This is a genomic window from Roseiconus lacunae, from assembly GCF_008312935.1.
GTDB classification, from domain to species: domain Bacteria; phylum Planctomycetota; class Planctomycetia; order Pirellulales; family Pirellulaceae; genus Stieleria; species Stieleria lacunae.
Genome location: NZ_VSZO01000001.1, coordinates 1,454,343 through 1,469,081 on the forward strand (window position 1 = coordinate 1,454,343; position 14,739 = coordinate 1,469,081).

The window sequence follows — 14,739 nt, forward strand, 5'->3', positions numbered from 1 at the left end:
CTAGCGCATGAGGCTCGAATGGGAAGAACAATCAGGAGGGGGATGGCTGGGTGACTGGGATCGCATCGGCGACTGCGTTGGCGACGTCTTCGGTGGAAGATGTGCCTCCAAGATCGGCTGTCCGGACATCGCGTTCTTTCAAAACGGTCATGACGGCGTGCTCGATCGTTTGCGCAGCTTGTTTGGCATTGTCATCATCATGGCGATGACCCAACCAATCGAGCATCATCGCTGCCGAGAGAATCGTTGCCAGCGGATTGGCGACATTCTTACCGGCAAGTTGAGGCGCGGAGCCATGTGACGGTTGAAAGAGCGCATGTTGTTCGCCGATCTCGGCGGAAGGACCTAGGCCGAGTCCTCCGACCAAAGCCGCCCCGAGATCCGACAAGATGTCGCCGAACTGATTTTCCATCACGAGGACATCCCATTCACTCGGAGACGTCACCATGTAAAGACTCATCGCATCGACATATACCGCGTTCGAATCCACGTCGGGGTTCACGTCGGCAATCTCTTGGAAGACTTTGCGAAAGAACGCGAAGCTACGAAACACGTTCGCCTTGTCCACGCAAGTGACTTGTCGCCGACCGTCGCTGGGGCGACCCTGACGGCGACGCGATAGTTCGAAAGCGTATTCGACGACTCGCCGTGTGCCTTCGCGTGTGATCACGATCGTGTCCGTTGCCAACTGATCATTCAACTGACATCCGCCACCGAAGGAGGCAAAAAGTCCCTCCAGGTTCTCACGCAAAATGACCATGTCAATTCCCGCCGAGGCGGTCGTCAACGGCGAGTCGACTCCGGGATAAAGTTTCACCGGACGGACGGCGGCGTAGAGACCGAGTGCGCGGCGTAACCCCATCATCATTTCTGGTTGGACTTCCGTCCCGTCTGGCTTGCGAACATCGGGAAGACCGATCGCGGCCAAGAGTACGGCGTCCGCATCAAGGCAACCTCGCAAGACATCCTCTGGGAGAGCGACCCCGTGCTTGCGAAAGTGTTCCGCACCGGCTTCGTATCGATCAAGTGTCAGACGAACCGAATGGAGCGATTGAATTCGATCGAGAACATGCAACGTGGCGTCGAGACATTCTGGACCGATGCCGTCACCTGGTAGCGCGGCGATGGAGTACTGGTTCATGAAGGCGTTTCCTGTAGGACGAGTCGACGCAGCGTTTTGGACGCTACCCAATCGGCGACTTGTTGGCTGAAGTCCGCGAAGTGATCGGTCGCACGGTGAGTGTCAAAGGCGGCCGCATCGGCGTAGGTTTCGTATAGAAAGACGATGTTCGGATTGTCTTCATCGACGAGCACGTCAAACTGAAAACAGCCGTCTTCCAGACGTACCGAATCACTCGCTTGTTGTAAGACTCGCTGCAAAAATGCGTCACGATGTTCCGGTTTGATTTCAAAGGTGACCGCGATGGCAAAGGACGGGTGTTTCATTGTGGGAATCGTTCATTGAGTTGGTGGACTTGTTCGCTTGTCAGGAATCGTGTCGAAGTTCCTTGGAGCATCCAATAAAGTTTTGCCGTCTCTTCAAGCTCTTCGATCGAATAGACGGCGTTGTCGAGGTCACGGCCACCGATCACGGGACCGTGGTTGGCCAATAACGCACCACGGCTTGTCCGGACCGTCTTCGCGACCGCCTCGGCAAGCTGGTCGTCACCGGGAGCGAAGTACGGCACCAAGGGAAGCCGACCGACACGCATCACAAAGTAGGCCGTCACCGGCGGCAACACATTGTCGGTATCAAGGTCCGCCCGGCAGCTGAGCGCGACCGAGTAGGTCGAATGCAAATGAACCACCGCGCGTTCCTGTTCGCGGGCACCGTAATACGCCAAATGCAAAAATGCTTCTTTCGAAGGCGGCTTGCCACTGATCAAATTGCCGACCGAATCCAAACGCGAAATTGCTTCTGGGTCCAAGCGACCCAAGCAGCAATTCGTTGGCGTGACAAGGTACCCGTCCGGTAGTTTGACACTCAGGTTGCCGCTGCTTCCCATCGTCAGGCCACGGTCAAACATCGATTTGCCGTGCATCGCCATCTGTTCTCGCAGTTCACGTTCGCTCACGAGTTTCTCCCGATCGCATCGAAGAAAAAACGCTCCGACCCGAAGTTTCCGCTTTTTAGCACCAACGACATCTCGGGGTGTTGGATCGGGAACACACGTGGGACACCCGGCGCGATTTCACAACCAATACGGACGCCGCAAATTTTCAGACGATTGACAATCGCGCCTGAAGTTTCACCGCCGGCGACGACAAGATTTTGCACGCCCGACTCGACAAACTTTTCGGCCAGTGATGCAAAGACTGCCTCGACGAAATTCGCCGCTTCATTTTCCCCAAGACGGCGCCGGAGATCCGAGACGGCATTGGGGATCGACGCCGACGTGATCAGCACCGGAGTATCGTTCTTGATCGAGTTCCATTGAGCCTGGGTCCAATGCCAGGCGCGTTCCGATTCGACATCGACGCTCGGCTCTTTCAGTGGAAGATCAAAGACGGGGAATGTTTCGCGAAACAAGGCGACTTGTTGACGAGTGGCCGCGGAACAACTACCCGCCAGCACCACCGTTCGCCCCGCTAACGGCCCATTGTTCGTTTCGGTTTCGCCATGGTTTTGATGCGCGTTCCGATCGGGACAAGAAACAATCTCTTCTGCCCAGTACCTTGCGATAGCCGATCCACCGGTCAGCAATCGATGCTCGCGTGTTTGTCGCGCGATATGTCGCAAGTCATCGTCGTCAATCGCATCGGCGACTACGTGTTGCCGACCTTCGGGTAACCCGGATCTTCGGCCCAGTCGACCGACCGGACGTTGCGATTGAGACTGCAGCCATCGCACCAAGCAACTGTCGGTCATCGGGTTGAGCGGATGCTCACGCATACTGCTTTCGGAAAGCAATTGATCGCCGACGAACAGATGACCTTGATAGACCGTTCGGCCATTCTCCGGAAACGAAGGGCAAAAGACGACTTGGTCACACCCGAGTCGATCGGCGAGCGCGTCGGCGACGGGGCCGATGTTGCCTTGTGGGGTGGAATCGAACGTCGAGCAATATTTGAAGAACAGCCGGTCGAACCCTTGGTGCTGCAAAAACGAGAGAGCGCCCAACGAGTATTTCACCGCTTCGTCAGCCGGAATCGAGCGAGATTTCAAAGCGACCACGACGATGTCAGCTTGGTCGATCGCATCTCGATTGACCTCGTCCGAAAAACCTACATGGTCGGGGCGCCCAGCCACTTCGGGGACACCGAATAGTTGGATCACGCGCAAGCCAGTTCGGGCGAGCATTGATGAAAGGTCCGTCGCACCGGTGTAGTCGTCGGCGATGCAGCCAAGGCGAGTTTTCATCACGCGTCGCCTTCGATCTGATTGAGTTCAGTCAGCGTTGGCTCGTTCGCTAGCGATGGCGGGGATGGTGTCTCGATCGCGATCGCACGAACGGGACAACCGTCACCGCCGACGATGGGTAGCGGCAGTGCGATAAACTGAACGATTGGTTGTGTCAATTGATCTAGGTGTGCAAGTCCTTCGACAATCAAGACTCCTCCACGGAACAGCGTTTGGTGCACCTCGGTCAATTCGACTGCATGATTCACGTCGGCAACCGAAGGTGGCTCGACCCCGATCATCGCCACTCGATGTGCGACCAACCATTGGGCCAGTTCGATCGAGATTCTTGGTAGGGCATCGCGGTAATCGGGCGTGCCGTAACGATGGTACCAATCGGTCCGCAGCAACAGTCGTTCACCCGGAGCGACCTCGCCGGCCGCTCTTTGAAATTCGTCGACGGTGATTGGCTGCTTGGGCTCAATCGGTGTGAGATCGATCACACGAGCGGGGCCGACACAGACTGATAGGTCTTGCTGTTCTAGTGTCGCCCCTTCCGGAAGAAAGTGCCGAGGCGCGTCCATGTGTGTCCCGGCATGAGAATACAAACTCAGGTTAGTCGCATTCCAACCATCCGTTTCTAATCGCTTGGCGGAATCGATCGAAACCCCTCGCATCGCCGGAGAGATAGGCAGGCTTAGGTCGACAACACGTCCTGAAGTTTTGATGACATTCGGGGAATCGTTCATCGAAGCAGAATCAGACAACGCGACCACTTGCCCGGTCCGATGAGATTCGTAGGCCGCTTCGACCACCCGCAGGGTTTTAAGGTATTCTTGTGGTGACGTCTCGCACTCCACCCGGCCTTCGAGTACGTCGAGAAAATGTTGCTGGCAGGCGAAGACGCAATCACCAGCGAATCCCGATGTCGAAGGTTGGTAGTCGTGGCGTTCCGCCGATCGACCGAGCGGCTTCAGAGTGATTTCGCCTTCGTTGTTGAGCCAAAGGCTGCCGCCGTCGGCTTCAACGAGCAGTTCGCCGAACGTGTACCGAGGCTGATCGGACAGGCTTTCGTGGTAGCGATCGGCGTCCCAGGTTGCGACGGCACCGCCGCGAAAATGCAGTCGCAAATGGCAGGCGTCTTCTCCCACAATCACCGAATTGTGTCGACGCAGTTCGGCGAAGCAATCGATCGGTTCTCCGGCCAAGTACCGAAACGTATCGATGAAATGGACACCTGTTTCATGAACCAGTAGCCGTGGCATGGTGCGAAAGTAGGGCTGGCGATCGAGATACGCATCGTCACCCCAGCCGTCGCCCATTCGGGTTCGCATCGAAAGGTTGACGATACGATCACCGATCACACCACTCTCGATGATCCGGTGAATCTCGCGATACCAAGGTTGGAATCGAAAGTTCTCGTGTACCATCACTGGCGCGGGATGCCTTGTCGCCATGTCGACCAGTTCACACGCACCTTCATACGTATGGCTGAGTGGTTTTTGGCAGATCACAGCGACCGAATGGTCAAGGACTTGCCGCATCAATTCGATACGACCACTGGGGCCGGTCGCGATGTCAACAAAGTCAACTTTCGTTTGACGCAAGGCTTTGTCAACGTCGTCGAAGACCGATTCGATGTCGAATTCGTCGGCTGCTTGACGGGCCTTTTCCAATTCAACGTCGCAAACGGCGATGATCTCGGCACCCGGCAGACGCTTCCAAGCATCCAGATGAAAGTGACTGAAATAGCCCGCACCGATCAATAGTCCGCGTTTCATACTGCTGATTCCTCCGTCGAGGAGACTGAATCGTTCGGCGTCGCAACCGGCGCCGGTGTGATGGGATGTGTCGGATCGATCGACATCCACATGATGACCGCGACCACACTAAGGACTGATGCCAGATAAAAGTAGGGAAGCGGTGATCCGGTCCATTCCAACATGTACGGGAACGCCAAACTCGTCAGAAACGAACCCACGTTACCCGCCATGTTCATCGTGCCGGAGACCACACCGGAGGCTTTCCGGCCGATATCCACACAGACACTCCATGATGGAGGCAAGGTCATGTCGGCGCCAAAGATGCAAAGACTAAACCACATCGATGATGCGAGCGGCGTCGACGCATGGGCACTGGCAACGATACCGATCGCGGCAAAGCAAAAGCCGGCAATCGCGGGAAGTCGGCGCGATCGTACCCAATGCCCGGAGGAATACAGACGGTCCATCCAAAACCCTGATACCCAGCATCCGATCGCACCGAACAGCAACGGGGCCGCCGCGAACAAACTCGCTTGGACTCCTGTCAGGTCGTAGCGTTCTTTCATTTGCGGAAAAAACCAAGTCAACGCAAAGAAGAACATGAAATTGGACGCGAAGTATTGGGCACACAACCGAGGCATATTTGATGACGTCAGTAGCACCGTCGCTGATAGGGAACGCTGCTCGGCAGAGTCTTCAGATGAGGTTGCTTGGCGAGTCTCCAAGATATGATCACGTTCGGTTTCACTCAGCCAACCGGCGTCCGCCGGGTCATCACGAAAGAACAACAACCAGCCGATCGCCCAAACCAATCCGGTGATCATCAACACGACAAACGTAACACGCCATCCGTACCGGACAACCAACCACGAAATGATGGGCAAGGTCAACGCCGCCCCGATTCGAGAACCGGAGAAGTTGATCGCTTGGGCCCGTCCCCGCTCGTTCATCGGGATCCATGAAAACACCGCCCGTGACATCCCTGGAAAGGCGCCCGCTTCGGCAGCACCGAACAGAAAACGGACCAGGAGCATCGTCAAAAATTGATTCGCCGCCGCGGTCAGTCCCGTGAAGATCGACCAACCCGCGACGATCAATGTCAAAACCCTGCGTGGTCCCAAACGATCCGCCAGCCAACCGCTAGGAGTTTGGAACAAGGCGTAGCCGAGCGCAAAGGCGCTGAACACCCAGCCGATCTGTTTGTCGCTGAAATGCAAGTCCGAAACCACCGCATCTTTGGCGACCGAGATGCAAACGCGATCGACGTACAACAGCACGGAAAGCAAGAACGTCGAAAGGATGATCAGCCAGCGCATTGGCTTGTCACTCGTGTAGCAGATTACCTTCGGCCCATCTCAACGGAAGGATCTGCTCCCATCGAGAACCTGAAGGGCAAATTCTAGGATCCTCCGTCATCGGTTTCCATTGTATAATGTCGAACGATTGTTCATAAATTTCGGACGAATATGATGCCCCAGTTTGACGCGACGAAGTTGACCGTTCAGCAGATGCAAACGTTTTGCGAGGTGTATCGATGTGGCAGCTATGCCGAGGCGGCTCGCCGACTAGACACGACTTCGACGACGCTTTGGGAGCAAATTCGCGTGTTGCAGCGAACGTATCAGGCGACGTTGTTTGATCGTCGGGGAAAGAAAATCGTGGCGACGCCGGCGGCGGAGACGTTGTACAAACACCTGGCGCCAATGCTGGAGTCGATCCACAGCAGTTTCGTGTGCCTTCATGAACAGGAATCGGGCGAGCCGAAGGAGATTCGCATCGTCGTCGGTGTCCGCATGATGCTCGAAGAACTTGACGGACCGCTGCAAGCGTTCGTCCGGTCTTATCCGTCGATCCGGCTGCGCTTGATGACCGCGGACAACCAAACGGCCCAGCAGATGGTGGTCGAAAACCAGGCTGACCTGGCATTGATGATCGAGCCGTTCCGCGAGGCAAGACTCGACGGCATCACGATCCGGCGGCTTTACGAGATTGAATACCTCGCGGTGATTTCGCGGAGAAATTCACTGTCCAAACGAAATCGTCTGACGATCAAAGACCTGCTACGCCAACCGCTGGTACTGGGACATCCGCAAACGATCGTTCGCCGGGAGTTCAACCAATGGATGGTGCGCAGCGGTTGTGAAACGGAACCACAAATTCGCGCCGAAACAGACAACAGCGCGGCCACGATCGCGTGTGTCCGCGCGGGGCTCGGTGTCGGCATTGTCGCGGGACTCCCCAGCGGTTGGCTGGTGAAATCGTTGACGACCAAGTCGTTGGCTAAAGAGATGGGCAAGGTTTACGTGGTGGCCTGCACCCGAACAGGGTATCGAGCGCCCGATTCGATCGCGGGATTACTTCAGACGCTTTCCCTGATCGATCAGCACGGCTCGATATAACCCTGTTTTAGAAAGAAGATTGCGACTGTCCTCGTCAGCCGATCATCGCGGCGAATGCGTCTTTCGATCAGCGGCGAGGACGTGCCGAAAAGCCTACAAATCGACTAGCGACGGATCGACTAGCGACGGCGGCGGCTCATCGGACCGCAACCGATCAGTCCGATGATCGCGAAGCTCAACATCGTGCCCGGTTCTGGCACAACGGCACCACCGGCGCCAACGATGATTTGGATTTGCGTACGAGCGACTTCGGTCGTGTCATCGAAAGCAGCCAAGTAGAAGTCATAGGTACCGTCAATCGTTGGATCGAATCCAGAGATCCCGTACCAGTGGGCTTTCCAAGATTGCTGGGCAACGTTGTTTTGGTCAATCAAGTCCGCGTACCCGGGCTCGTCGTTGCTGGCATTTGGAATGGAGGTCCCATCGCCGTTTCCGGTCAGGTTATTTCCGATTGCATGATCCCATTGCACGCGTGAGCCTGCCGATCCATTTGCACCGAAGATTGGGTCAAACGTCGAAAACGTCGTTGCCGAAGTTGGGTTCGAATCGACGCCGAGTTCGTACGTCAGGTCGTTCAGATTCCAGCCGCTCGTACCGTCGAAGTTGGTGTTGATTGACCACTCAACACTCCACTCTGCGGTTGGAGAGGATTGTGTGGGGGCGACGCCGGCGTTAAAGCTGAAGGTGCCATCGCCATTGCTGTTGAAGGTGTTTTCCGGGGCTCCGGAGGCATTGTGACGCAGTTTGCCACGCATACCGAGTTCGACACCGTTATTGCGATCGACGGTAAAGGATCCGTTGACGTTTCCGGAGCCGAAAATTACGTCGGGCGTCACGTTTTGGTCATGCATGACGCCTGCCGAAGCTGGCAGAGTGAGGGTGGCCCAAGCAAGGGCGGCAAGGGTGAGGTGGGGCGAGAGTTTCATGGGGGCTCTACCGGGGGAGTTAACTAAAGTGAAACAGCCCAGATGGTAACTCGATCGGCTCTCTTAGTGGACAAGGGTCCATTGAATGAGCAAGTGGGGTTTTCTCAATGCTCTGGTCTCGGCAGCATTTGTCGTGTGGGAGGCAAACAACGGCGATGTGCAGGAGTCAAACCATCCGTCCGGCTTAGAATCCTGCCGCGGAACGTGGTGATTCGCTCCGATCGGGAACCCCATGGATGTCGACCCATGCGCCGAGGGCGCAGGCCCCGGTTCCGGTTCGCCCTTCGCGATTCCGGTCCGGCGCTCAACCTGGGCGTTAAACGCGATTACTTGATGGGCGAGTAATCCGTCGGCGTCATGTAGATCGATGTCGGGCGTTTGGCGAGACGACCGACACCGGATGCGGCGGCTGCTTTTTTCCATTCTGGGTCAGCAGCGAACGATTTCCACGACAGTTGCGCGGCCTCGTCACTTTCGTGTTCGACGATGTAGATCAATGTGTTTTCGCTATCAGGCGAGTCGGTCGGATGCCAGTACGCAACCGACTTGATTCCGTGTTTGGCAAACAGACCGATCGTGTGGTCGCGAAAGCGAGCATCAAGTTTGTCAAGTTTGCCCTCGGCGGCTTCGTAAATTCGTAGCTCGAACACGTCGTTCTCGTCGCCTTCGGCATTTCGGTATTCTGGCGAATAGTCGGTCAGTTCCATGTACGTCGACTCGGGGCGTTCGGCCAATCGACCGACGCCGGATTCGGCGGCAGCTTTTTTCCATTCGGGATCGGCAAGGAAATTTTTCCACGACTCTTTTGCCGCGTCACGGCTTTCGTGTTTAATCACGTAAATCAACGTGTTCTGAGAATCGTCGCGATCGGTGGGAACCCAGTAGCCCATCGATTCGATCCCGTGCTTTTTGAACAGACGCATCGTGTGATCACGGAAGCGAGCATTGAGCGCGTCGAGTTTTCCCTCGTTGGTCTTATAGATTCGCAGCTCATAAACCTCGGCTTGAACAGCAGACGCGAGGGTCAACAGGAAGGCGACGGCTGCAGCAGCAGTGGCGAGCGATCGAGCAGTTGGCATCGTAGTGTGGTGGGTGGATGGTGAAGCGAAAGGAATCCGGGGCGACCAAAGAGTGTAACCGCGCCTGATCGGTGAGTGTCGTCAGCAAAGGAAATCGTACCACGACGTAAGATCGGGGTGCGTGACGAATCCAACACGATACGAAACCATTGCGGTACAACGACTTCGGAAGCACACAGGGATTCAGAAGCAGACTGGGGCGTTTCTTGCGAAGCAATAAAAGAACTTGCGAGCAACAAAAGAAACTTGCGAGCAACAAAAGAAACTTGCGAGCAACAAAAGAAACTCGTGAAGCAACAAAAAACGCACGACCCAATTGGGAGTCGTGCGTTGTGTTGAAGTTTTTCGGTCAACGGGATCGTTGACCCTGTGCTTCGCCGAGGCGTTTTAAAGTTACGTTCCTGTCCAGCTACTTAAGCGTCCGAGCTTCCCGCTCGACGCTTCCGATGGGAGAGTGACGTCAACACCGGAAAATAAGTGAGCTATCAGCCGCATCACCTCCAAGCGGGAAGGCGAAGAGTAAAACGCAACAGTCACAACTTATGCGAAGGGGCTGTACTTTCCTGGGACCGGGACGGGGTAGTTTCCGTCGTCGCCAGGCACGGTCGGCGGGGCGGTGTCGAGGGTGTAGTTGTCGATGCCCGGCGCGAGTTCGCGTCCCTTCTCGAGCAACTCATCCCACTTGACGATCTTGCCGCTGTAGCAAGCTTCGCGACCAAGGATAGCGGTGAACGTTGACATTGCGCCGTACTCACCTTCGTTGTAGATGTCACCACGCATGAGAGCTTCGATCAAATCGTGTTGTTCTTGCTGGTGGCCTTGCTGGCGTTTTCCGCTGAACTTCCAGTCACCGTCCTGACCGGAAATTTGAGATCCGGAAACGTTGGCGGTTCCCTTGGTACCGTGCGCGTATTCGGCCACGTGATTCCAGCCACCGCTAAGGTGACGGCCTTGGCTGAACATTTTGGTGCCATCGGCAAAGGTGTATTCGCAGAACGTGTGATCGAAGATCTGGCTCTTCGATGCGTCGCCACCTTCTCGAAGTCCGCGACCACCCATGCCGTTACATTCGACCGGGTATTCGCCTTTAAGCCAGCAGCCGACGTCCAGGTTGTGGATGTGCTGCTCGCAGATCTGATCGCCGGAGAGCCAATTGAAGTGGTACCAGTTGTTGCACTGGAAGCCCATCTCCGTTTGCTCTTCGGTGCGGTTACGATACCAGATGCCGCCACCGTTCCAGTAAACACGAAGTGCGATCAGATCACCGATCGCCCCGCCGTGAATTCGGTCAACGGTTTCAAGGTATTGAGCTTCGTGGCGACGTTGCAGTCCGATGCCGACCATCAGGTTCTTCTTTTTGGACTCTTCGACGCTTGCGAGAACGCGGCGAACACCGATGGCATCCGAAGCGACTGGCTTTTCCATGAAGACGTGCTTGCCGGCGTTGACGGCCGCTTCGAACTGTTGCGGCTTGAATCCTGGCGGGGTTGCGATGATGACCAAGTCGCAATCGGTTTCCAAGACCTTTTTGTAGGCGTCCAGTCCGCTAAAGATTTGCTCGGCGGGGACGTCGACTTTCGAAGCGTACTTGCCACGGTTGCGTTGTTTCAGTGTGTTGACCACACCGCTGGCTTTGCTGTCGAATGCGTCGGCGACGGCAACCAGTTTGACGTTACCCTTGGTTTCGAAAATATTGACGGTCGCGCCGGTTCCCCGGCCACCACAGCCGATCAAGCCGATCTTGATTTCGTCGTTACCTTGGGCGTGAGCCGAACGTGCGATAGCGCTGGCGAGTGTCGTTCCTGCAGCAGCAGCGGTCGAAGTTTTTAGGAAGTTTCTACGACTAGGCTGGTTTTCCATAGGTGGTTCCTTTTCAACAGTCTTAAATCCGCCTGGTGGGGTCAGGAAATTTCCTTCGGCCTGCTCAGGCGGCGGATCAGTGAGGGGGGGGGAAGTGGTTAAAGGGGCAGACCAATTCACATCGGCGTATTGTAAAGGGAAATTGATCGGTTTTGATGTGTTCTCCCCTGTTTCGCCCCAGGTTTTTTCAATTCCAGCCCGATGAATCACTTCCATGAACGATCCTGAAAAGCCCCAGTCGAAATTGAGTTCCGATCTGCTTCCGGTCGAGCCATCGACGACTCCCCCGCCAGCCGAGCCGCCTCCGGTGATGGGGTGCGTCGTGTACCTCAAATCAACCGACAACGGAGTCAGTGGCCGTGTGGTCAATCTGCCGGGGGTGACCGCGACGGCGGCAAATGAACGAGATCTGATGCGAGCGATCGTGAAGGACTTCAAAGCCCAGGTGACCCCGATTTTTGCTCGCGGCGACCAGCCAGAATGGGTCGATCCACTTCCGCCCCGGGAAGAGGGTGAGCGAAAACTCTTTTTGCCAGTCCACCTTTAGAGCCTCGTCTCGATCAAGTGTTTGAGGGCGGCTCATCAACCGATCAACGCTGGACCTGGTGATTGCACCGAGAAACCGAGTCTAACGGCGATTGGCAAATCCCAACTTCAGAGTTTGACGAAGCCGTAACGCATTGGCCGTCACGGAGAATTGCGGATCGACCGTCCGGCCGGGAGATCTGGCGCAATCGGTACGACATCGATACACTGGGGCGAACGAGTTTGCTGCGTCATCCCAATCGAACTCGATACTGCGTCCCCCTCCCAGGCAGAGCATTCGGGCCGACCGTGACGACGAAAACTTCCGCAACCATAAAGACACTGGCCACCAACCGAGTCCATCAGGGGGATTGCGTCGAAAAACTGGGGCAATTGCAGTCCGGCACGGTCGATTTGGTCTTCGCCGATCCTCCCTTTAATATCGGCTACACCTACGATGTGTATGACGACGAGCAGAGCGCCGAGGACTATTTGGGATTTTGCCGAAAGTGGATGGGAGAGGTCCACCGAGTTCTCAAGGATGATGGTGCGTTTTGGTTGGCGATCGGAGACGAATACGCTGCAGAGTTAAAAATACAGGCCAAGGAGCTCGGTTTTCACTGTCGGTCGTGGGTGATCTGGTACTACACCTTCGGCGTCAATTGCGTCCGCGGGTTCAGCCGATCGCACACGCACTTGTTCTATTTCATTAAGGATGCGGAACGCTTTACGTTCAACGGAGACAACCCGACGGTTCGAGTGCCATCGGCTCGGCAGTTGGTTTATGCCGATGCGCGGGCGAACACAAAAGGCCGGCTGCCGGACAACACGTGGATTCTTCGTCCCCAAGACGCACCCGCGATGGGGTTCAGTCCTTCTCACGACACTTGGTATTTTGCCCGGGTCGCCGGCACGTTTAAAGAGCGCGAAGGCTTTCACGGTTGCCAAATGCCCGAGCAGTTGTTGGGGAGGATCATTCGCGTTTCCAGTAACCCAGGTGAATTGGTACTCGATCCCTTCGGCGGCAGCGGTACGACGCTGGTGGTCGCAAAGAAGCTCGGTCGCCAATTCATGGGGTTCGAACTGTCCGAAGACTATGTCCAACACATCGAAGACCGATTGAATTCTTGCCAAGTCGGTGACCCGCTTGATGGTCCCGCAGATCCGATCAAGAGCGCGCCTCCGACGAGCAAGGGAAAAAAGCGAACCGCGTTCCGCAATGGCCGCCCAGTGATCGCACTCAATAGCGAAATCTCTGAGACCATCGAAGCGGCCTTTCGCGAAGCGTCGAACCGAGAAAGCGGCAAAAAGAGTGCTTGTTGTCATGCCGAAGAAGTGCTTCTCGATCCGGAGAGAAACGCCGTCTTCAGTCAGCATTGCAAACGAGCAAAGCTTGCCGGCGACGCTCGTACTTGGATGGAGTTTTTGCTGCAGCTGTCGCGTCAGGACAAACTGAAGGGCGAGGGGAAACGACCCAAGCAATCCTTGAAAGCGATCGAAGCGGTCAGCGATGCCGCCGAAATCGCGTTTCAAATGATGTCCGTCGATTATGCATTGTCGCTCGAGGCGCTGTTGTGCACTCCCGATGCCGCAGCCGAATTTGATCAGATCGCGACGCAATTCTCCGACGAGGAAACGGCAGGACTGGATTCCGCATCTCAAACGTTTCGTTCGGCGATTTGGAATCTGCATCGGATCGCAACCGATGGCAAAGTAACCCGAAAAGCAAAGCAACTAGCCGATCAGTTCTTAAATGTTGGTCTGCCGGAGGGCCAGCCGATCTCGGCGTTTATCGCTCAGCCCACCGAGCAACCTTTGGCGGGAATCTATGCGATCAGCGATGAAGACTCGGTCCTGTTTGTCGGCCAGTCGCGTGACGTGACCCAACATGTTCGGCAAACGATCCGGCGGCCCGGTTGGCAACGATTCCAACCGACGGAGATTCAGTTCTGGCCGGTCGAGAAGCCGCAAGACGCGCTCGTCCAACGCAGCCTGTTTGTGACTTGGCTGCGGCCCTGGTTGAACGCGCATTTTTTACATCAGCCGATCGCAACCCAATTATTCTAGACGAATGAAAACGGATTCAAACGATCGAGAAACGTTGCAGTTCTCCCGCGGAAACCTGCTGGCCGCTGCGGTCATTCTTGGGATCGGCTGGATGGGAACGTTTGGCGTTGATCGCCGGCACGATGAATCAATGGAGCAAGTCTGGATTCCTGAAGTCCATCGGTTGACCGAGAAGTCGATACGTTGTGAGCCCATGGGGATCACGATCGACAGTCCCGATGGGTTTGTCTTTTATGCGGTCGATCAGCAATCACCTGACTTGAATGCAATTTCCTTTGTCAATCATCGTGACAAAGTCGTCGGTAGGATCGCGACGTTTGACCCCAGCAGCCAACCCTGGCCACCGGCCGCCGATCAATTCTTGCCGCAACTCGCAGAGGATGATCCCACGATGGGTGACCGGCGCGAACCAGAGAACGACTTTGATTGGCAGGCGGATGAATCATCGGGTGATCAGACCTTACGAACCGCGGACTCGGAAACTGACGGCTTGGAAACTGAATTCGGGCTACCGATCAATTCGCTAGCCTTTGGGACCCTTTCGGACTCGCGACTGCAAACCTGCACCACGATTTATCGGCAGGTGGAGGTCGAGTGGGTTTCACCGATGAAAAGCCCTTCATGGCCTTTTCGAATTCATCAAGGGCGATGCGCGTTATCCGATCGAACGCTACTAATTTCGGTCTTCGAACTTGATTCGCGTTCCCCTGCACCGGTTTACGACGAAGGACCGATCGCGGCGATCGCCAATGCAATCTCGCCGAACGATTCGTAAAGCGT

The 14,739-nt window shown here is 55.9% G+C and carries 13 protein-coding genes; 4 read left to right on the forward strand and 9 right to left on the reverse strand.

Annotated elements, in window-relative coordinates:
* Window positions 1-31 precede the first annotated feature (31 nt).
* The 6 genes from FYC48_RS05460 to FYC48_RS05490 are packed head-to-tail and all read right to left on the reverse strand — an operon-like array spanning window position 32 to window position 6,419.
* Entirely contained in the window at window positions 32-1,141 is a 1,110-nt protein-coding gene (locus FYC48_RS05460) for an isocitrate/isopropylmalate dehydrogenase family protein (protein WP_149495577.1), read from the reverse strand.
* Entirely contained in the window at window positions 1,138-1,446 is a 309-nt protein-coding gene (locus FYC48_RS05465; RefSeq protein ID WP_149495578.1) for a putative quinol monooxygenase, read from the reverse strand. Before FYC48_RS05465 ends, FYC48_RS05460 begins: the two co-directional genes overlap by 4 nt.
* A complete protein-coding gene (gene otnC / locus FYC48_RS05470; protein WP_149495579.1) occupies window positions 1,443-2,075 on the reverse strand; it encodes a 3-oxo-tetronate 4-phosphate decarboxylase in 633 nt (210 codons plus the stop codon). Before otnC ends, FYC48_RS05465 begins: the two co-directional genes overlap by 4 nt.
* Window positions 2,072-3,361 (reverse strand): 3-oxo-tetronate kinase, encoded by a 1,290-nt coding sequence (gene otnK / locus FYC48_RS05475; RefSeq protein ID WP_149495580.1) that lies wholly within the window; start codon window positions 3,359-3,361, stop codon window positions 2,072-2,074. The genes otnC and otnK overlap by 4 nt, the downstream gene beginning before the upstream one ends.
* Window positions 3,361-5,121, reverse strand: coding sequence for a cyclase family protein (locus FYC48_RS28315; RefSeq protein ID WP_235034084.1), 1,761 nt, complete (start codon window positions 5,119-5,121; stop codon window positions 3,361-3,363). The genes otnK and FYC48_RS28315 overlap by 1 nt, the downstream gene beginning before the upstream one ends.
* Complete coding sequence (locus FYC48_RS05490; RefSeq protein ID WP_149495581.1) at window positions 5,118-6,419, reverse strand: MFS transporter; 1,302 nt, start codon at window positions 6,417-6,419, stop codon at window positions 5,118-5,120. Before FYC48_RS05490 ends, FYC48_RS28315 begins: the two co-directional genes overlap by 4 nt.
* A gap of 153 nt (window positions 6,420-6,572) precedes the next feature.
* On the opposite strand from FYC48_RS05490, the gene FYC48_RS05495 reads away from it, so the two are divergent.
* Window positions 6,573-7,502, forward strand: a complete 930-nt coding sequence (locus FYC48_RS05495; protein WP_160149339.1) for a LysR family transcriptional regulator — start codon at window positions 6,573-6,575, stop codon at window positions 7,500-7,502.
* A gap of 119 nt (window positions 7,503-7,621) precedes the next feature.
* Here the strand turns inward: FYC48_RS05495 and FYC48_RS05500 are convergent, their stop codons facing one another.
* From FYC48_RS05500 to FYC48_RS05510, 3 genes are all read right to left on the reverse strand, one after another.
* Window positions 7,622-8,428 carry a PEP-CTERM sorting domain-containing protein gene (locus tag FYC48_RS05500; RefSeq protein WP_149495583.1) on the reverse strand — a complete coding sequence of 269 codons (807 nt, stop codon included), beginning with the start codon at window positions 8,426-8,428 and terminating at the stop codon, window positions 7,622-7,624.
* A gap of 326 nt (window positions 8,429-8,754) precedes the next feature.
* Window positions 8,755-9,507, reverse strand: coding sequence for an NIPSNAP family protein (locus FYC48_RS05505; protein WP_149495584.1), 753 nt, complete (start codon window positions 9,505-9,507; stop codon window positions 8,755-8,757).
* Window positions 9,508-10,047: 540 nt separating this feature from the next.
* Window positions 10,048-11,367 (reverse strand): Gfo/Idh/MocA family protein, encoded by a 1,320-nt coding sequence (locus FYC48_RS05510; RefSeq protein ID WP_149495585.1) that lies wholly within the window; start codon window positions 11,365-11,367, stop codon window positions 10,048-10,050.
* A gap of 214 nt (window positions 11,368-11,581) precedes the next feature.
* On the opposite strand from FYC48_RS05510, the gene FYC48_RS05515 reads away from it, so the two are divergent.
* The 3 genes from FYC48_RS05515 (at window position 11,582) to FYC48_RS05525 (ending at window position 14,734) form a co-directional block, all read left to right on the forward strand.
* Entirely contained in the window at window positions 11,582-11,914 is a 333-nt protein-coding gene (locus tag FYC48_RS05515; RefSeq protein ID WP_149495586.1) for a hypothetical protein, read from the forward strand.
* A 287-nt stretch (window positions 11,915-12,201) separates the two neighbouring features.
* A complete protein-coding gene (locus FYC48_RS05520; protein ID WP_235034085.1) occupies window positions 12,202-13,959 on the forward strand; it encodes a DNA-methyltransferase in 1,758 nt (585 codons plus the stop codon).
* Window positions 13,960-13,963: 4 nt separating this feature from the next.
* On the forward strand, window positions 13,964-14,734 hold the full coding sequence (locus FYC48_RS05525; protein WP_149495587.1) for a hypothetical protein: 771 nt from the start codon (window positions 13,964-13,966) through the stop codon (window positions 14,732-14,734).
* Window positions 14,735-14,739 lie beyond the last annotated feature (5 nt).